The 18,943-nt window shown below is 70.2% G+C and carries 14 protein-coding genes and 3 pseudogenes; 7 read left to right on the forward strand and 10 right to left on the reverse strand.

Annotated features, from left to right (window positions below; genetic code table 11):
* Positions 1-215: 215 nt before the first annotated feature.
* The 3 genes from ACWCPI_RS33540 to ACWCPI_RS33550 are packed head-to-tail and all read left to right on the forward strand — an operon-like array spanning position 216 to position 3,840.
* On the forward strand, positions 216-1,562 hold the full coding sequence (locus tag ACWCPI_RS33540; protein ID WP_451041719.1) for a flavin-containing monooxygenase: 1,347 nt from the start codon (positions 216-218) through the stop codon (positions 1,560-1,562).
* Entirely contained in the window at positions 1,559-2,434 is an 876-nt protein-coding gene (locus ACWCPI_RS33545) for an SDR family NAD(P)-dependent oxidoreductase (protein ID WP_451041720.1), read from the forward strand. Before ACWCPI_RS33540 ends, ACWCPI_RS33545 begins: the two co-directional genes overlap by 4 nt.
* On the forward strand, positions 2,431-3,840 hold the full coding sequence (locus ACWCPI_RS33550; RefSeq protein ID WP_451041721.1) for an aldehyde dehydrogenase family protein: 1,410 nt from the start codon (positions 2,431-2,433) through the stop codon (positions 3,838-3,840). The genes ACWCPI_RS33545 and ACWCPI_RS33550 overlap by 4 nt, the downstream gene beginning before the upstream one ends.
* 19 nt (positions 3,841-3,859) lie before the next feature.
* Here the strand turns inward: ACWCPI_RS33550 and ACWCPI_RS33555 are convergent, their stop codons facing one another.
* The 4 genes from ACWCPI_RS33555 to ACWCPI_RS33570 form a co-directional block, all read right to left on the reverse strand.
* The gene (locus ACWCPI_RS33555) at positions 3,860-4,939 is read right to left on the reverse strand and encodes an AraC family transcriptional regulator (protein WP_451041722.1); all 1,080 of its coding nucleotides are present in this window, start codon (positions 4,937-4,939) and stop codon (positions 3,860-3,862) included.
* Between the two features lie 502 nt (positions 4,940-5,441).
* Entirely contained in the window at positions 5,442-5,999 is a 558-nt protein-coding gene (locus ACWCPI_RS33560; RefSeq protein ID WP_451041770.1) for a protein kinase domain-containing protein, read from the reverse strand.
* Complete coding sequence (locus ACWCPI_RS33565; RefSeq protein ID WP_451041723.1) at positions 5,914-6,129, reverse strand: hypothetical protein; 216 nt, start codon at positions 6,127-6,129, stop codon at positions 5,914-5,916. Before ACWCPI_RS33565 ends, ACWCPI_RS33560 begins: the two co-directional genes overlap by 86 nt.
* Positions 6,130-7,309: 1,180 nt before the next feature.
* The gene (locus tag ACWCPI_RS33570; RefSeq protein WP_451041724.1) at positions 7,310-7,669 is read right to left on the reverse strand and encodes a hypothetical protein; all 360 of its coding nucleotides are present in this window, start codon (positions 7,667-7,669) and stop codon (positions 7,310-7,312) included.
* Positions 7,670-8,007: 338 nt separating this feature from the next.
* Here ACWCPI_RS33570 and ACWCPI_RS33575 point away from each other — a divergent pair, with 338 nt between their 5' ends.
* Together ACWCPI_RS33575 and ACWCPI_RS33580 are read left to right on the forward strand one after the other, a co-directional pair.
* Positions 8,008-10,815 (forward strand): BTAD domain-containing putative transcriptional regulator, encoded by a 2,808-nt coding sequence (locus ACWCPI_RS33575; RefSeq protein ID WP_451041725.1) that lies wholly within the window; start codon positions 8,008-8,010, stop codon positions 10,813-10,815.
* Between the two features lie 26 nt (positions 10,816-10,841).
* Positions 10,842-10,986, forward strand: a pseudogene (locus tag ACWCPI_RS33580) (IS630 family transposase); the annotation flags it as partial.
* A 38-nt stretch (positions 10,987-11,024) separates the two neighbouring features.
* Here ACWCPI_RS33580 and ACWCPI_RS33585 read toward each other — a convergent pair.
* A pseudogene (locus ACWCPI_RS33585) lies at positions 11,025-11,288 on the reverse strand (hypothetical protein); the annotation flags it as partial.
* A gap of 197 nt (positions 11,289-11,485) precedes the next feature.
* Between ACWCPI_RS33585 and ACWCPI_RS33590 the strand changes: the two are divergent.
* Positions 11,486-11,898: pseudogene (locus ACWCPI_RS33590) on the forward strand (ATP-binding cassette domain-containing protein); the annotation flags it as partial.
* A gap of 551 nt (positions 11,899-12,449) precedes the next feature.
* Here ACWCPI_RS33590 and ACWCPI_RS33595 read toward each other — a convergent pair.
* The 4 genes from ACWCPI_RS33595 to ACWCPI_RS33610 all read right to left on the reverse strand — a co-directional run bounded on the left by ACWCPI_RS33595 (position 12,450) and on the right by ACWCPI_RS33610 (position 16,114).
* Positions 12,450-12,899 (reverse strand): hypothetical protein, encoded by a 450-nt coding sequence (locus tag ACWCPI_RS33595; protein ID WP_451041726.1) that lies wholly within the window; start codon positions 12,897-12,899, stop codon positions 12,450-12,452.
* Positions 12,900-12,976: 77 nt separating this feature from the next.
* Positions 12,977-14,086: a helix-turn-helix domain-containing protein gene (locus tag ACWCPI_RS33600; RefSeq protein WP_451041727.1), complete on the reverse strand. Its 1,110-nt coding sequence runs from the start codon at positions 14,084-14,086 to the stop codon at positions 12,977-12,979.
* A gap of 183 nt (positions 14,087-14,269) precedes the next feature.
* Entirely contained in the window at positions 14,270-14,548 is a 279-nt protein-coding gene (locus ACWCPI_RS33605) for a hypothetical protein (RefSeq protein ID WP_388811572.1), read from the reverse strand.
* Positions 14,549-15,874: 1,326 nt separating this feature from the next.
* Complete coding sequence (locus ACWCPI_RS33610) at positions 15,875-16,114, reverse strand: hypothetical protein (RefSeq protein WP_451041728.1); 240 nt, start codon at positions 16,112-16,114, stop codon at positions 15,875-15,877.
* A 586-nt stretch (positions 16,115-16,700) separates the two neighbouring features.
* Between ACWCPI_RS33610 and ACWCPI_RS33615 the strand changes: the two genes are divergently transcribed.
* Positions 16,701-16,955, forward strand: coding sequence for a hypothetical protein (locus tag ACWCPI_RS33615; protein ID WP_451041729.1), 255 nt, complete (start codon positions 16,701-16,703; stop codon positions 16,953-16,955).
* A gap of 712 nt (positions 16,956-17,667) precedes the next feature.
* Here the strand turns inward: ACWCPI_RS33615 and ACWCPI_RS33620 are convergent.
* A complete protein-coding gene (locus ACWCPI_RS33620; protein WP_451041730.1) occupies positions 17,668-18,921 on the reverse strand; it encodes a cytochrome P450 family protein in 1,254 nt (417 codons plus the stop codon).
* Positions 18,922-18,943: the final 22 nt, after the last annotated feature.

Genomic DNA, 18,943 nt, shown 5'->3' on the forward strand with positions numbered 1-18,943 from the left:
CCGCCGCACTGGCCGTGGCGATCTCCCACCCCACCACGGCCACCCCCACGCGTCAGCAGCAAACCCGCCTCGTCCCCCGCTCCCCGCCGAGCGGGTGGGCGGCACCCCGTTGGCCGCTGAGGTCCCCTCTGTGGCCGCAGAGGTCAGTTCGCGCGGGGCCGTCGGCTTCGTAGGTTCCTCGCATCACCTGACACCGGGGAAAGGGAGGCGGACCGGTGCGCGAGAACCAGGACGACACGTGCGTGATCGGGGCGGGGCCCGCGGGGCTGGCGGTCGCGAGGGCGCTGGCGGAGCGGGACCTGCCGTACACCCACATCGAGCGCCACACCGGGCCGGGCGGGCTGTGGGACATCGACAACCCGGGCAGTCCGATGTACGAGTCGGCCCACTTCATTTCCAGCAGGACCCTCTCCGGCTTCGGCGGCTATCCGATGCCGGACCACTTCGCGGACTATCCGCCGCACCGGCAGATCCTGTCCTATCTGACGTCGTTCGCCCAGGCGTACGGGCTGACGGAGCGGATCGAGTTCGGTACCGAGGTCCGCAGCGTGGCGAAGAACCCGGACGGCACCTGGTCGGTCACCCGCGCCGACGGGCGGGCGAGCGGGCACCGGCGGGTCGTCGTGTGCACGGGCGCGCAGTGGCACCCCAACATCCCCGAACTGCCCGGTGACTTCACCGGCGAGGTCCGCCACACCGTGACCTACCGCAGCAGCGACGAACTGCGCGGCAAGCGCGTGCTGGTCGTCGGCGCGGGGAACTCCGGGCTGGACATCGCCTGCGACGCGGCCCGCTCGGCCGACCGCGCCGCGATCAGCATGCGGCGCGGCTACTGGTTCATTCCCAAGCACCTGTTCGGCCGTCCGGTGGACACCATCGCCGCGGGCGGACCGCACCTGCCGATGTGGCTGCAGCAGAAGCTGTTCGGCGCTCTCCTGCGGATCGTCAACGGCGATCCACGCCGACTCGGACTGCAAAAGCCCGACCACGAACTGTTCGAGACCCACCCGGCCATCAACTCGATGCTGCTCCACCATCTGCAGCACGGGGACATCGCGGCCAAGCCCGCGATCGCCCGTACCGAGGGCAGTACGGTGCACTTCACCGACGGCACCAGCGAGGACTTCGACCTGATCCTGCTGGCCACCGGGTACCTCCACAAAGTCCCCTTCGCGCAGCAGTACTTCGGCGACGAACAGCACCCGGACCTGTACCTGTCGGCGTTCTCCCGGGAGCACGAGGGCCTGTTCGGTGTCGGCTTCGTCGAGACGAACTCCGGCGCCTACCGGCTCTTCGACGCCCAGGCGCAGTTGATCGCCTCGTTCATCCGGGACGCCGGAGCCGGGTTGCCGACCGCCGAGCGGTTCGCCCGCATGGTCCGCGACGACCGCCCGGACCTCTCCGGCGGCCTCAAGTTCGTGGACTCACCCCGTCACACCGGGTACGTCCACAGCGACACCTTCGTGAAGTACCTCGGCAAGGTCGCCGCGTCGATGGGCTGGCGCACCGAGGGCCGGCCGCCTCGGGTCACGCCCGTGCGCCGTGAGGCGGTGGCGTCGTGACGTACGACTTCCGAGACAAGGTCATCGTGGTGACGGGCGGTGCCGGAGGCATCGGCAGTGCCCTGTGCCACCGGTTCGCCACGGGCGGTGCCCGCCTCGTCGTGGTCGACATCGACGGGGCGCGGGCCAGGCTGACAGCCGCCGGTCTCCCCGGCAGCGGGCACCTCGGGCTGGGCTGCGACCTGCTGGACCGCGCCGCCGTGGAGGAGATGGCCGACGCCGTCACCGCCGGCCACGGCCGCATCGACGTCCTGGTCAACAACGTCGGCATGACCAGCTCCGAACGCTTCGACGTGCGCAGCGTCGAGAGCATCGAGCAGGAGATCCGCCTCAACCTGGTGTCGCCGCTGGTCACCACGCGGGTCGTGGTCCCGCTGCTGAAGGCGTCCAGCGATCCCCGGGTGGTCACCACCGTGTCCCTCGGCGGAATCTTCCCCCTCGGCGAGACCCCCATCTACACCGCGTCCAAGTTCGGGCTGCGCGGCGCGATGCTCGCCATCGGGCTGGACCTGCGGGACAAGGGAATCAAGGCCGGCTCGGTGCTGCCGTCGGCGACGGACACCCGGATGCTGCGCCAGGAGGCGGTGGACGGCGGGAACTCGATGCAGTTCCAGGATGCGCCGCAGCAGCCGACCGACGTCGTCAGGGCGGTAATGAGTCTGCTGGACAAGCCCCGCCTGGAGTCCTACGTCCGCTCCGGCGAGTCCCGTCTGGTGCGGGCCGCGATGCTGGCGCCGAACCTGCTGCCGAGACTCTTCCCGCTGTTCCGCAAGCGCGGCGAGCGCGGTATGGCCCGGTACCTGGAGGACCTGCGCCGCAGGGGACTGGCGCGTCAGGTCGGCGGACGCTGGGAACTGGTGGAGGAAGCATGAGCGGGGAGAAGCTGCGCGTCGTCAACCCGGCGACGGGCGAGCTGATCGCCACGGTACCGGCCGCGAGCGCGGCCGACGTGGCCGAGGCGTCCGAGCGGGCGCACCGGACGTTCCGAAGCGGCGTGTGGTCGGGGCGGTCGCCGCGGGAGCGCGCCGCGGTCCTGCTGCGCCTGGCCGACCTGATGGAACGCGACGCCGAGCTGCTGGCACGGCTGGAGAGCGAGGACGCGGGCAAACCGATCACGGAGTGCCGGTCGGGCGACGTGCCCGGGGCCGTCGAGTCGATCCGGTGGTTCGCGGAAGCCGCCGACAAGGTCTTCGGGCGTATCGCGCCCACCGGTCAGGACAGCCTCGGGCTGGTGATCAGGGAACCGGTCGGCGTGGCGGCCGCGATCTTGCCCTGGAACTATCCGCTGGCCATGGCGGCCTGGAAGGTGGGGCCGGCCCTCGCGGCGGGCAACAGTCTGCTGCTCAAGCCCGCCGAGGCCACACCACGCTCCGCCCTGCACCTGGCCGAGCTGGCCGCGCGGGCCGGCCTGCCGGACGGCGTGCTGACCGTGCTGCCCGGGTACGGCCGCGTCACCGGTACGGCACTGGCCCGCGACCCGCTGGTGGGCGCGCTGTCCTTCACCGGCTCCACGGCCACCGGACGCCGCGTCCTCGCCGACGCGGCGGAGACCAACTTCAAGCGGGTCTCCCTGGAGATGGGGGGCAAGAGTCCCCAGATCCTGCTGCCGGACGCGCTCGGTTTCGGCGACGAGCTGATCGACAACATGATCGAGGCCGCCTTCTTGACGATGGGGCAGAACTGCACGGCGGGCTCCCGCGTCCTGGTCCATCACAGCATCGCCGACGAGGTGCTGGACCGGTTCACGGCCGCCGCGAAGGGCCTGGTCGTCGGCGAGCCGGCCGACGCGGGTACGCAGGTGGGGCCGCTCATCAGCCGGGCCGCCTTCGACCGGGTGTCCGCGGCGGTGAACGCGGCCCGCTCCGCCGGGGCCCGGATCCACACCGGCGGCCTGCCGCACGGCCTGCCGGCCCGCGGCGCCTACTACCCGCCCACCGTGGTCAGCGGGGCCCCGCCGGGCAGCGAGGTGCTCACCAAGGAGCTGTTCGGCCCCGTCGTCGCCGTCCAGACCTTCGCCTCGCAGGAGGAGGCGATACACCTGGCCAACGCCACCGAGTACGGGCTCGCCGCCTCGGTGTGGACCCGGGACCTGGACGCGGCGCTTCGGCTGGCGCGCGGCGTCGAGGCCGGCGTGGTCTCCGTCAACGCCTACAGCGAAGGCGACATCACGACCCCCTTCGGCGGCTGGAAGCAGTCCGGCTTCGGAGGGGGGGAGAAGTCCACCGACGCCTTCGCCCAATGGACCCGCCAGAAGACGGTATGGATCCGCACCCGCTGACCGGACAAGGGCGCCCGGCTCAGGTGCCGGCGTCCCCTTCCGGATCCCCGCTCCCCCCGCGCAGCCGGGCCGGGGCCATGCCGTGCCATCGGTGCACCGCCCGGCGCAGGGCGCGCACGTCGGAGAAACCCGCCTGTCGGGCGATGTCGCGCAGCGTCGAGTCCGAGCGCAGCAGCAGCTGTTCGACCCGCTCACGCCGTACCCCGTCGACGACCGCCTCGTACGTCGTGCCGCACTCGGCCAGGCGGCGGCGCAGGGTGCGTTCGCTGGAGGAGTGCCGACGGGCCTGCTCGACGAAGGACGGCACCTCCGGCAGGCTCTGCGCGATCGAGATCTCCAGGACCTCCAGCAGGTCCTGCTGCTCACGGCGCGACGTCAGCTGGTGCTCCAGCAGTTCCATGACGGCCGCGTAGGTGACGGGATCACGACCCGGCATCGGCCTGCGGGCCCAGGCCGTGGGAAACACCAGGCGGTTGTCCGCGGCGGCGAAGCGCACCGGGCAGCGAAACAGATCCGTGAACACGCCCGGGTCCCGTGGGGCCGGGAAGGTGAATTCGACACTGCGCGGGACGAACTCCTCTCCGGAACTCAGGCGGGTGAGGGTGACGACGCTGGCCAACGCCTCCTCCGCGAGGAAGACCGCGACGGCCGGATCGAGGGCGGGGTCGGGCAGCGTGGCCCGCAGCACATACCCGGGCTCCTCCGGCCCGGCCGACCAGAGCACCATCGCACCGGACAGGTTCTGGAACCGCACGCCGGTCTCGACGGCGTCCCGCAGGGTGTCGGCGGCCAGCAGGGCGAAACCCGGCAGCCCCCACGCGGTGAGGTGCTGAGCCGCACCCACGCGAAGGCCCAGATGCGCGTCGCCGGTGAGTTCCACCGCACGCCGGATGACGGCGCTGCCCTGCCGGTAGGAGACCCGCAGCGTGGCCGAGCGCATCACGCCCTGGTCCAGTCCGACGTCCGTGAGCAGGGGCTGGAGGTCGAGCCCGTAGTCGTCGGCGACCATCGCGAGGTAGCGCAGGATGTTCGGCGCGATGGTGGCGGAGGTGCTGCGGCTGGTTCCGGGCGAAGGCGTCGGGGCGTGCGTGCCGGGCATGCGGTTCCTTGCGACAAGAGTGGGACCTGATCTACGGGAGAGCGTCGGGACGGGGAACGCCGTCCGACCTCTTGCCTCTCTTCACTGTGCGGCGGCGTCCGCGCGGAAGCATGCAGGATGGTAGACCGCATCAGGCGTCATCAGACCTCGTCAGCCTCCTCAGCCCTCCTCAGCCTTCACTGGCTCCCGTTGGGAAGGGGAGACCGGCCACCGAGCCGCCCTGGCGCCCGGGCGGCGGTGGGGCCGTGCCGCACAGGGGACGTCAAAGGGCTCGCAGCACGTCTAGCGTCGTGGGGGCCACGTGGGGTTCGGTGCGCTGGACACGGTATGCGAGGTCACAGCCGAGGAGCCGCTCGTGGCACGCAGGCGCTGGGTACATGGTCTCGCGGGAGAGACCGCCCCGGCGAGCCGCGGTGGTCTTGTCGTCGGCGGCCTCCAGATAGTCGCGGACGGTCGGGCCTTGCGCCGGTCGGCCTCGGTGGCATGTGCTCAAGCCCGGTGGTCAGCTTCGGCTTGGCGCGCAACCGCGCCCTGGTTGGCCTGTGCGAGCGCGGCCGGCCCGCCGGAGAGCGGGGCCGCGGGGATCTGTCCCAGCCTTGCGAGCACGTTGCCGACCGCCGGGCGGCCCTGCGGGGCCCGGAAGAGGCACTCGGTGATCAGCGCCGCCAGGAGGGGGTGGAGCGGTCGTGAAGGGCGGTAGAACTCCGTGCAGATGTTGATCGTGGTAGTCGTGCTCGTCCGGTCCCGTGAAAGGCGGGACGCTCTCCAGGAGCTCGAATGCCGGAACGCCCAGTGCGTAGATGTCGCTGGCGCTGGTGGCCCGCTGATTGTTCCAGCGTTCCGGGAGCATGGACGCGAAGGTGCCGTGGAACTTGAAGGTGCGCTTCGCGGTTGTGGCTTCGGCGTAGCGGGCGATTCCGAAGCCGGCGAGGCACCGGCGACCACCGAGCAGGAGGATGTTCTCCGGCTTGAGGTCACGGGTGGACGATCTCGCGGTCCTTGAGGTCGACGAGTGCTTCGGCGATGTCGGACAGGAGGGGGATCGCCTCGCGAGGGGCAGCTGACCGTGCTCCTGGAGGTATCACCGCCGCGTTCTCGCCAGCGCTGTCCTCCGCCTCGAACACGGCGCCGGAGCCGCCACCACCGATGCGGGCGCCGACGGCTCCCTCCTTGTCCCATGCCAGCCTCACGATGCGCGTTGTCTCCTTCGTCAACCGCCGTCCCGAGAGGGCGGTTTCGCCCGCTCTGCTCTCCCCAGGGACCACTGACAGAGGTGTGTCCGTGCTGCCCCGCGCGCCCGGGCCGGGCCCCGGGTGTCTGGTTCCCGGGACCTGTGGCATGTCCGTCCCTGGGGCAGATCTCTCCGGCCGCTGTGGCGGGGAGGCAGTCGGCGGCTTCGGCGTTCGTCACCCGCGGCACTTGAGCCGGGTGGGCGTCGCCATCCTGAATGACGTGGACGTGGCCCGGAGCGGGCTGCTCTTGGGCGAGTTCGACCATCAGGGCGAGCCGCTGCCACATGCCGGCGCTGACCCGGGCGACGGTGACGGTCGAGAACTGCTGCCGGGGATGAGGCGGCCGCCGACGGTGGCGGGTCCGTCGTAGATGACGTGGATGCCGGCCGCGCACCCTCGTACAGGACGGCCTCGAGGGCGGCGATGGCCGGGGAGCGCTTCGGGTCGTCCTTTTGCCGGAAGGTCTCCCCGTAGCGAGTGAGGTGCCGCAGGGGGTCGTCGGCCCGGTCGATCACGACTATCAGCCGCGGCACGCCGTCGGGGCCGGTGCGGCGCTTCAGCTCGGAGTTGAGGCCGACCAGGGGGTCGTGGATGCCGGCGGCGTTGCGCGGTGGGTGCCGGTCGGCAGGTCCTTGCCCCCGGGTGGGAGATGCGGGTGTGGTCGAGGACCGGGGCGTGGGCGCCCTAGGTGGAGGAACTGGGCGGTGAGGGTGCGCAGGATGGTCGTGCTGCCGCCGCCGGTGCCGCTGCAGACTGCGCGGGCGTAGCGCAGCGCGGCGATGGTGATGTCCCCGGCACGTGGCGTTCGTGGGCCTCACGCAGTCCCACCGCTTGGTCGTCGTCGACGGGGGCCGGGGCCTCCGGGGGCAGGGCCGCCGGCGACCTCGGCGGCCGACGGCTTGAGAGACCCAGGCGTCGGCGACGAAATCGGCAGCCGGAGCCGGGGCGGGATCGGGCACGGCCGGGGCTGCCGTGGTGCTCTTGGGGGTGGATGGCCTGGGCGTAGACAAACCACACATGGGGCGAGAAGCCGACACAGCGTGGGCCCGTCCGCAGCATGCGGACGGGCCCCTTGGTCGAGCGCCGAGCAGGCCTTGGACCTGCTTCTCCCCGCAGGAAGCGGGATGTCTGCCGCAAATCAGCAGTCAGCGCGGATGCTGTAAACCGGCGTCCAGTTGCCCCTGACGGGACCGTAGTTGGCCGGGGTGGTGTAGATGATCCAGCCGTCACTGTTGGCCATCCGGACGCGACCGTTGTTGGGCAGGCGATTGTTCCAGTAGCCGCCCCCGCTCCAGGGCATGCTCTTCACCTCGCCACAGCGGAGCTCGACGTAGCCGCCTGCGTCATTGGTTCCGCAGAACTTGCCGGCCGCGTAACAGGTGCCCTGCGCTGCCCGGCCGGTGTGGGCGTTGATGGTCGCGCCAGCCCCAGCCGTGGAAAGGGTCGCTGTAGCGGCCGACACGGCGAGAACAGTCATGACATTGAGCACTTTTCGCATGTTCGCTCCCTTTTTCGGTGCAGGTGTGGTGTTCTCACCATGCCTCGGCTGTCTTGGGAGAACCTTCGGGATGTCTGGAATCAGGCTGCACCCGCTGGTCAGCAGCGGGTAAACCGGAATGACTTGACCATGACGGGAGCGTGGGCGCCGACGAGCCGCGGGCCAGGATCCGCAACGCCTCGCTCGCGTCGACTGGTGGTCGCGAGCAGCAGACGCGTCAGCCAACCGTCTGCGGGCTTTGGGTTGCCAAAGCTTGATCAGACATCAAAACGCCATGTCAGTGCCGGACGGGCCGGTGGCTCGACAGGGCCACAGTGGGCGGGGGGAAGAAGTTGGCGGTGCAATTCCGGGTGCTGGGCCCCATAGAGGTATGGCGGGGTGAGACGCCGATCGATGTGGGGCACGCGCGGCAGCGGTTGGTTCTGGGGGCCCTGGTCATGGAAGTCGGTCGGGTGTTGCCCGCAGGCGTGCTGGTCGACCGGGTTTGGGGTGCGTGGGGGCCGCGGCGGGGCCGGGATGTGCTGTATGGGTATGTGTCGCGGTTACGACAGGCGCTTGCCGATACCGGAGCAGGGCCGATAAGGGAGCGGGACGGGTACAGGCTGAAGGTAGAACCGGAAGCGGTGGATGTGGTCCGGTTCCGCGACATGGTCAGCCGTGCCCGTGCGATGAGTGGCGGCGAGGCGGCCGTAGCACTGTGGCAGGACGCACTCGAGCTGTGGCGTGGGGACGCGTTCGGCGGGACGGACGCCCCGTGGTTCAGCGCCCAGCGGGCTCTGCTGGACGCCGAGCGACTGGCTTCCCAGTTGGACCTGGTGGAGGCGCGGCTCCAACTGGGACAGCACGCCCAGGTTGTGGCCGAGTGTGCCGCAAGGGTGCAAGCCCATCAGCTGGACGAGCGCGCGGCTGCACAGCTGATGCTGGCCCTGTACAGGTGCGGGCGGCAGGCGGAGTCGCTGGAGTGTTACGAGCGCACCCGGCGACGGCTGGCGGACGAGATGGGGATCGATCCGGGCGCATCTCTGCGAAAGCTCCACCAGCAGATTCTCACTGCTGACCCGGAGCTCGATCTTGCCCCTCCTGCTCCCGTCACGATGGTCACCACAGGCACCGGTCCGCCCGTCCCCCGGCAACTACCCGCTCCTCCATCGTCTTTCGTAGGTCGTGCCAGAGAACTCGCCCTGCTCGATGCCTGGTCGGAGCAGTCGTCCGATGAGGATCCGGTGCTGGTCATTTCGGCGATCGGTGGTGTGGGGGGCGTCGGGAAGACCTGGCTGGCGTTGCGCTGGGCCCACAAACACCGCGAGGCCTTCCCCGATGGGCAGCTGTACGTGAACCTGAGAGGCTTCGACCCTTCAGAGCAACCCGTGTCACCGCAGACGGCGATGCGCGGCTTCCTCGACGCTCTCGGCGCCGATCCCGCACGCATTCCGGCGGATCTGGACGCCCAGGCCGCGCTCTACCGCAGCCTGATCGCCGGCAAGCAGATGATCGTAGTTTTGGACAACGCTCGCGACACAGCCCAGGTCGCCCCGCTGCTGCCTGGAAGTCCGACGTGCGCCGTCCTGGTCACCAGCCGCAATCAGCTCACCGGGCTGGCTACTGCCCACGGCGCGCGCCCGTTCACTGTGGACGTCCTCAGCGACACCGAGGCGCGCCACCTCCTCGTACGCCACCTCGGCGGGGATCGCGTCGCCGCCGAACCAGAAGCGGCGACCGCCCTGCTGCACCATTGCGGGGGCTTGCCGTTGGCCATCAGCATCCTGGCTGCCCGCGCCACGACGACCTCTCGTATGCCTCTGGCCGAACTCGCCGAAGAACTCCATGAGGCACAGACCCGACTCGACGCCCTGGACACCGGCGACATCACCGCCGACGTCCGGGCGGTGTTCGCCTCCTCGTATCAAGCGCTCGACCGGGATGCCGCGCAGGTGTTCAGGCTGCTCGGAATCGCGCCGGGATCCGACATCAGTCTGCCCGCCGCCGCCAGCCTCACCGCCCTTGAGGTCCCACGGATTCGCGAGCTTCTGAGCAGACTTCAGGCCGCCCATCTGGTTCACGAAGACGCCCCCGGCCGCTACCGCATGCATGACCTCATCCGTCTCTACGCAGCCGAACGGGCGCGAGAAGAGCTGACCGAGGGAAGTGAGGAGGCGCTGCTGCGGCTGGCGGATTTTTACCTGCATACCGCCCACGCCGCCGCCGGGCATCTGGACCCGCAACGGGATCCCATCCTCCTGCCGGATGCTCAGCGCGGTGTCACGCCGCAGAGGATTGCAGATCACAGTGCCGCCCTGGACTGGTTCACCGCTGAGCACGGCTTGCTTCTCAGCATTGTCGACAAAGCGGTCAGGGCTCGTTTCGACGCGCATGTCTGGCAGCTTGCTTGGGCCCTGGAGACGTTCTTCGACTACCGCGGTCACTGGCAAGAGTGGGCAGCCACCCAACACGCAGCGCTCGAAGCGGCGCAGCGGCTCGGCGACCGGTACTGGCAGGCGGGCGCGCACCGCAGCCTCGGCAGTGTCTACACCCAGATGGGTCGGCTCGACAGCGGACACACTCATTTCCTCCGTGCCCTCGACCTGTATCGGCAATTGGGCGATCGTGTCAGCCAGGCCCACACCCACCGTGGCCTGGGCTGGGTGTGTGACCGGCAGGGACGCCGGCGCGACGCGCTCGACCACAATGAGCAGGCGCTGATTTTCTACAGAGACAGCGGTCACCGGGTCGGCCAGGCGAGAGCACTGAACAACGCTGGTTGGCTGCACATCATGCTCGGCGACTACCGGACGGCACTCGACTATTGCTCCCAGGCGATGGCCCTCAATCAAGAGATCGGTGACCCGCACGGCGAGGCAGGTGCGTGGGACAGTCTCGGCTACGCTCACCACCACCTGGCCGAGCACAGCGATGCCATCCGCTGCTTCCAACGGGCCCTCGAACTGGACCGAGGGTGCGGTGACCGGTACGGCGAGACGGAGATCCTGTGCCATCTCGGTGACACCCACCTCGCTGCCGGCGACCCCGACGCGTCTCAGTTGGCCTGGCACCAGGCCCTGGAGATCGCTGATGAGATCGGCCACCCCTCCGCTGACGAACTCCGGAACAAACTCAGCGGCAAGCCGGTTGCTGAGGCCGACCGGTAGGCGGCGAGCCGGTGCGACGCGGCTGACTCTCCAACGTCGACTTCAGCGCCCTCCGAACACCTCATCCAGCGCAACCGAGGCGGTCTACGGCGTATCCGGTACCGCAGCGGCCAGCGGCCTCATAGACGGGGCTGCCTCGCCGAGACCGGATTGACCATCAGACCCGCCTGAGCAACGGCGAGACATCACAAGCTCAACCTCAGTGAGAGGTCGGTCTCGTAGTCGCCCAGCAGGATGGTTGCTGCGTCGCTGCCGCGCTGGTTGCCGATGCGGCCGTAGTCGTCGGGGGCTTGGACCTTGGTGAACTTGCCGTCCTTGTAGATCAACAGGCCGTCCTCGCAGCCGATGCCGATGGCCTCGCCCTTGACCACGACCTCGCCGTGGACACCAGGGTCCAGGGCGAGGGCGCCGGTGCGCCGGTCCTTGACCGCTACCGCCTCGGTACCGGGCGCCGCCTTGGCCCTTGCGTCGGACGAGGTGCTGTCCTTTCCTCCACAGGCGGTCAGGACCGCAAAAGCCGCCAGGCGAGGGCCGTGCTCGTGAAGGCTCGGTTGCGTATCGGCTTGTTCACGGGTGTGTTCCTTTCGGCGCCGCGCGAGCGCGGCCGGGGGGGGAGGTCGTCGAGCACGTGGACGGCGTGGACGAGACAACGCACCGCGCCGACGCCGACCGCTGGGGCGACCGCGGGCCGTGGCGCCGGCTGACGCGGCAGGATCGAGTCAACGTGGACCAAACCATGGAGCGTTCGGCATCACCGACCTCGCCACCCGCCAACTCGGAGAGCTCTCCGGCGGACAGCGACAACGCGCCCTGATCGCCCAGGGACTCGCCCAGGAGTCGGACCTGCTCCTCCTGGACGAACCGACCACAGGCCTGGACCCCGAGGCACGTGACCGGATCGCCGCGCTGCTGACGGAGCTGCTCGCCGACGGCAGGACCGTCGTCCGGGCCACACACGACCTGGAAGCCGCCCGCTCGGCGGACGCCTGCCTCCTGTTCCGCGACGGTCAGCTGGTGGGTCAGGGTCGCCCCGAGCCACTTCTCACCGCCTCAACGCTCGCCCAGATCTGGCAGCCGACGTGAGGCGACGGCCCCTTCCTCTCTCGTAGCCGCGGTGCTCACGTGCCGCTGTCGCACGTAACCGCGGCCGCCACAGGTCAGGGCAGGCCCGGCCCAGGGCTCTCGTACGTCGATGGGTATACGCCGATGAGAGCCGACCCACCCTTCGAGCCCTCTCCCCCCAGTCCCACAAGGCGTGGGCTCGTGGCCACGAAACAGGGCCACCACAGCCGGCAGGACCGGTGCATCGCCGGCACCGCTCCTCACCCGCCGCACCCGGCGGGGCGGTGCATCGTCGGCACCGCCCCGCACTCGCATTGCCCGCCGCGCCCGCCCGGGCCCGCGACGAGGGGTCCACAGCCCTCCGGCCGGCCGCACCCAGAACGGGTTTGCCGCCGCTGCGCGTCGTTCGCGCTTTGAGGGCGCCAGGCCGGCCGGTGGTGCGCTCATCATGCCCCCGGGGCCGCCGGTGACGTGCCCATCAACCCCCCGGGCCGGCCGGTGATGTGCTCATCGCCCCCCGGGCCGCCGCCCGTCCCGAAGCCCCGTCGGCCGCGACCGGCAGGCGCACCGATTCAGGCAGCGCGGAGGGTTTCGGGCCTTGGTGCGAGGTGTCGTACGGCATGGCGGCGCGCCGGGGTCGCCGACAGAACCAGATAACGCACCTTGCTCGCGTCCAGGCCCATCACGCAGGCGGCGGCCGTACTGCTGTAGCCGAGCCGGCAGTGCAGGACCAGCGCGTCGTACTGCTGCGCGGGGCAGCTGTCGAGCACGCCGGGCACCGGGACCGCGGCCCGGACACGCGCGCGCAGCACGGTCCAGGCCTTGCCCGGCGGGTTGAGGTTGCTGACGATGTCGCACCAGCCGACGGCGAGTTCGCCGAGCACGCCGCAGACCAGCCGGTGCGCCTGCTTCGGTGGCAGATGAGCGCGCGCGTAGTCCAGGTAGCTGTCGCGGTTGAGGACGCAGAACGCCTCGAAGGCAGGCGGCAGCGCCGGGTCGAGGCCGGTCGGTTCACGCCGCACGGTATGGCTGGTTCGCGGGCGTACACGGCACGTCGGAGCGGTGGGAGTACGGACAGGCTGGCGTGTGGTGTGCATGATCATCCGATCACCTCGGTGACGGGGCCGCCCGCGGAAGACAGCGGGGCGGCCACAGCGGCACATGCGGCATTCCAGAGGGGCCGAAGCGGCTGGGCTTCGGCGTCGAGGGCGTGCGCGAGTTCCTCCACGTCTTCCCAGGACGGCACGGCGGTGCCGTGGAACATGCCGGTGATGGCATGCGCTGTCAGACGGGTGTGCTCGCCGAGCTCGTCGGCAGGTGGCCGGGCAGCGGCCAGGTGCAGTCCGCGCAGGGCCGCCGGCAGACTCTGACGCTGGGCCGGGAGGTGGGCGCGGGCCGCCTCCCACAGGGGCCGGACCTCCGCCGGATCCCCTTCGCAGGCGAGCGTGAACAGCCGCGCGACCTTCCATGACGGGCATCGTTCGCCGCTGAGGACCCGTGAGACGTAGGAGGCGGACACTCCGGTGTCGTCCGCCAGTTCGCGCCGGGTCTTGCCGCTGACGTGCTGCAGGTGCGCCAGAGCGCGGGTGAGCACGGCGGCAGGGCCTGCCCGGTGACGGGCGGGGTCTCTGGCCCGGGACGGAGTCACGTCCGCTGCACCATCGGGCGTGCGGCGGTGCCCGGGTATACGGGCGGCCGAGACCGTACGAGGCGCAAGGGTGGGCGCTGAGGCGGCCTGGCGCGGCAGGCGGACGCGGGTACGGGTGCGCAGCGGGCGGCTCTCGATACGGCGACGCACGGCGTCTGCAGAGAGCTTGCGGGTGATCTGTTCCGAGGGCAGACCCAGGCACTGGGCGATGTCGGCGTTCTTCTGCCGCTGGTCGCGTGCCTGCTGGATCAGGGCGGCCTTGAGGTCTTCCAGGTCACCCTCCACGAGACGCAGCAGCGTCAGGGCGGACAGGGGCTGGCGGTCCCGGGTCAGCTGCAGCATGTGCGCGACCACTCGGGCCAGGTCATCGGCGACCTGGGCGGCGAACGCGTCATGGGCGAGCGTGTCGGGGGTGGGCGACTTCTCGCGGGCCCTGCGGTACGCGCGTCCGCAGGCGTCGCTGCAGTAGTTTCGCGGACGCCCCGAACCGGCGCTGCGGCCTATCGGGTTACCGCAGCCGGGGTTGAGGCAGTAGACGGGACCGGGGTCTTTGGGTGTCATGACAAGGGCATCCCTTCCAAGAAGTACCGCTGGGAACCGCGACGTACGGAAATGGGCAGATTCGGCAGATGCCGTCCACCGCCTGCTTCTCCCCTATCCGCACCCGCGGTTGCGTGAGCGCCACAGGCCCGGTGTCCGCCGCCCGGCCGGCCGTTGCCGCCGGGCGGCGGACACCTGTTCTCGTCAGGCGCTGCGAAGCCGCCGGTAGCGCAGGTGCGAACGACGGGTTGCCGCCAGCAGCACGCAGACCGCCGCTGCGGCGAGTTCGTACGCCTCGGGCCGCAGGACCAGCACGACTCCCAGGACAGGGGCCGCGATGAACGCCCCTACCTGCATCATGACTTCCTTGTCACGCAGATCGCGGGTTTCAACCGCGGCCTGGTGCGGGATGTTACGGTCGGACCGCTTGGGCCAGTGCCGATCCAGTGGCTGGCCGAAGCCGGAGATTCGGTCGGGGAGCATTCCAACTCCTTGGTCGAAGAGAAGAGTTGAGTTGGGCCCCGGTCTGGTATGCCGCCGTGCCGGGGCTCACTCGTGCGTGGTGGGGACGCTACATGCTCACTCAAACGAATGCCTACCACTACGGTACGTAAATGACATCGCTGCGGTATCCGACCGCTCCGCACGTGCACAACGGTCAACACCGCACACACGGCGATCAGATTCGGTCCTCACGCCTCCCCGAACGCCCAGCTCTGCGCCAGGACAACACAACCAGCCGCAAGACACGGTCACCCCGCCAGCCCCACACGCCGTGGCGGCAACTCCGCCCGGCCCCTTGAAAGGATCCGGCCCCGCCGGGCGGCCCCACCCCACATCGCGCCCCGCCCCACCGGACGGCTTCGCCGCACCGGACATGACCTCATGAACCTCCCTGCACCAGCGGCCGTCCCACCCCCCGATCGCTCAGGCCGCGGAGCCGAGCCCATCCGCCCGCACAGGCTGACCGAAACACACAAGCCGGCTGCACAAATGGTGGTGAGCCGACAGGAACGGAGCCGGTCGCGTTGCTGCCGCCGAAAACGAAGCGATCGACGACAACCGCACAACGACAGGGACCGGTGAAGGTCCTCGACGACGACCGCACACAGGCAGGGACCGGTGAAAGTCTTGGCCCAGCCCGCGAACGACCCGCTGGGGGCGACGGCAGCCCGCGGCACCGGGGACCCAGGGGACCGGGACAGCCCCGCCATGAAAGATGCGCCAACGCTAACCCCACGGCGCAGGCGGACAGAGGCGGGATTGCACCGGTCACCCGGTCGGGGCGCCGGACAACGAGGCAGGAATCGGCCTTCGCGGCCGCCAGGCGGTCGGCCTCCGTCCCGAGTCCGCCGATGAGCGGGCGGGCCGGCCGGGGCTGGAGCCGGTCTTGCGGACGGCGAGGTGGTACAGGCGAAGGCAACACGCGGCGACGCAACTGCCGCCCCCTCCCCCTCACTCCCCCGGCCAGCCCGCCACCAGAACCCGGGCGCTCACGCGGTGGCCGGTGAGGAGGAGCAGGCACGCTGCTCGTCAAGGCTCCTGCCGTCGATGATCACCAGCACGGCACTACGCCGCAGCCCTACTCACCCGGGGCGCCAGGTGCCGGGCAGTGTCGAGCAGCGCCTCGGACCCGGCGGGCACGTCCACGACGTCACGCCGGCATGGACGCCACCCACCTACGACACGGAGCCGCCCACCCCCTGGACGGGCTCGGCGATCAGGACGGCGGGCGGCTCGCCCCCGTCGGCCGCCGGCATCCACCTCCCCTGGCTCGTCTGCCCGCTCCGCACACCCATCCGAGATTCGTCAAGGAATCCGGCTCGCACAGGCGAGAGCCTTGCGGATCTCACTGACGGGGTCGGTCTCGTGGTACGGCCGCTCGCTGATCTCGATGTGGTCCAGGAATTCCTGAGACCGCACCGCGTACGCGAAGTGGAACAGGGGCTCGACCAGCTCCAGCGCGCGTTCCGGCGCCGAGCCGGGCTCGTGCTCCCGCCAGGCCCGCGTCCACACCTCGGCGATCTGCGTCCACCGCTCCGCGTCCACGAACTGAGCGGGCGCAGCCGTCCAGGGCCGGGTGGCCGAACGCGGAGTCGGCGTAGTCCACGATCACCGTCCGGCTGCCGTCAGAGCGCCAGTTGCCGGTCGAATCCGGGCATCTTCTGGGTCAGGCCCGAATGCGGCTCGCAACCGCTCGTGGTCTCGGGGCTGGGCCTGCTGCGTCATTGGTCGTGGCAGGCGCAGGACGATCACGGCGGTGCCGTCGGTGAGGCCGGCTGGGGGGATCAGGTCTTGCAGGAGCGGGTCCGCGAAGGTCCGGGGGCCGGTGGTTTCGTGCCGGGTCAGGAGGCGGCGAGGCGGTGCCGGCCATGTCGATGTCTTCGCGGCGGCCTTCGATGCGTCCGTCGTTTCACAACACCAGGCGAGCCGTCGTTGCAGGAGAGGCGGCCTGGGGACGGGGTGCGTGTTCGGAACAGGCTGTGAGCGGGGGGGCGGCAGCCTGGAGGAGGAAGGTGAGGGTGCCGCGGATGTCCGGGCACCGATCGCTCCACAACCCCGTTCGGGCTGTCCGCCTCAACCGATCAGCCGTGCTCAGGAAGCACTGTGCGGCACGGGCATGCAGCGTGTCCCCATGAACACACAAAAGGACACCCAGGTGAGTACGCTCACGGGTCGGCCGAAGAAGCCCGGCCTGCCGCTACGTACATTCAGCGCCGTCTTGGTCATCGCAGTGGCGTCCGGGGCGATGACGGCGGCCTCCGCAGTGGCTGCGCCCCTCGATCGTCAGGAGGCTGCGAAGACGATGGTCGGCCATTCGAGTTCGCGTGGAGACGGCGGCACCGACAACTGCATCCTCACCATTGCGCTCCCTCTCTGCTTGGGTTGAAGCCCCGGTGATGCGCTCATGGGGCGACCTTGACTGCGGATACCAGTCGTCTCGAACGAATCCAGGACTCCGGAAGTAGGCCCTCCAGATCCATATCCCCCGGCATGCTCGCGGCCTGCGCCAGATGGGTGACGAACTCGGTCAACGTGTAGGCGTAGCCGTCACGTACCCGAATCCGTCCTCAATCGGGTTGGCCGGCCCCCTGCGGTCGTGCCGAAGAAGGCGAACGAGCTGCTCGCCACCACGCTGCTGGACCTCGTGACGCTGAGACGGGATCGGTCCGGACAGGACGTGACCTCCTGGCTCATGGCTCATGGGGCCCACCATGGGACCCACCCCGCTGGGCTCGCCGACGAGGAGATGGTGCACACCCTCGTCCTCCTCATAGGCGTCGGCACCGAACCCCAGCAGCACCTGATCGCCACAGTCTGCGGCTGCTGCTGTCCGCAGAAATTGCTGGACCGCCTCCCCGACCTGCACTCCGTCAGCCGCCGATCAGTTGGTACAGCGACCGGGCCCCTTCCACCGTGCGCTGGTCACGCTGCCCGTGACGTTCCCGTCGGCTGTCGTGGGCCGATCCGCCGCGAACGGCGAGCAGCCCTCGCGCCTTGTCGCCGGTCCCGCGGCGGGCGGGCGCGCCGCAGGGCCGGCGATCCGACCGGCGCGGCACGGCTTGGCCGCCCGGCTACTCAGCTGGTGGCGGAAGGAGTGATCAGGACAGATGAACCGGCAGGGAGCGGTGGCCGTTGGAGATGAAGGAGTCGACCGGCTCCAACTCCTCGCTTGCGACGGCGAGTCGCAGCCCGGGGAAGCGGTCGAACAGAGCGGGGAGGGCGACTCGCGCTTCGAGCCGTCCCAACGGGGCGCCAAGGCAGAAGTGCACGCCGTACCCGAAGGACAGGTGCTCCTTGTCGAGGCGGGTGACATCGAAGGAGGCGGCGTCGGGGCCGTACTTCTGCGGGTGCCGCCCGGCGGCGGCGTACGCGGCGAGGATCGCCTCGCCCTTGCCGATCACCACCCCGTCCGGACCGCCGAACCGGCTCATCACCAGGTCCTCGACGGCGTACCGGAGCGGCAGGCTGGCCACCGGGGCCTCCACGCGCAACGCCTCTTCGACCACGTCCTCCCAGGAGGCGCGGCCGGCCCGGACGTGCGCCAGCTGGACCGGGTGGGCGAGCAGCAGGTGGATGGCGTTGTCGATGAGGTTGACCGTGGTCTCGTGCCCGGCGCTGACCATGAGCACCAGGGTGTCGAGCAGTTCCTGCTCGGTGAGCCGGGTGTGGCTCTCGTCGTCGTGTACGGCGATCAGCGCGGTGGTCAGGTCGTCTCCGGGGGACCGCCGCTTGAGAGCCACCAGTTCACGCAGCGCGGCGTAGAACCGTGTGTAGACGTCGGTGACTTCCTCAGGGGTGGCGGAGGTGTGGAAGACGCCGTCCACGACGGCGCGCAGCTCGGCGCCCTGCTCCTCCGGCAGCCCGAAGAGCTCGCTGATCACCCTGATCGGCAGCGGATAACAGAACCGCTCACGCAGATCTACGACTTGGCCACGCCGTCCGGACTCCTCCAGCGCCTCCAGCAGGTTCTTGGTGATCTCCTCGATACGGGGCTGCAGCGCAGCGGTGCGCCGGGCGGTGAACGCCTTGGAGACGAGGGAGCGCAGCCGCTTGTGCTCGCCGCCGTACGCAGTGAACATGTTCTGGACCGCGACCCAGGTGAACAACGGCCACTCCGGCGAGACACCGCCGTCGATCCACCGGGACCAATGCCGGCGCGGGTCCTTGGACACCCGTGGGTCGGTGAGCAGGCGCTTGAGCAGCTCGGGGTCGCTGACGGCCCATGCCTGCACACCGTCGGGCAGTTCGACGAGGGTCACCGGTCCGCGCTCGCGGATACGGGCGGCCTCGCCGTGGATATCGCGACCGGTCGGATCGATGACCAAAGGGCTGGACTGTCCGGGTTGTCCCATCACTGTCTCTCCCATGCTCGCA

Source organism: Streptomyces sp. NPDC001920, assembly GCF_053594495.1.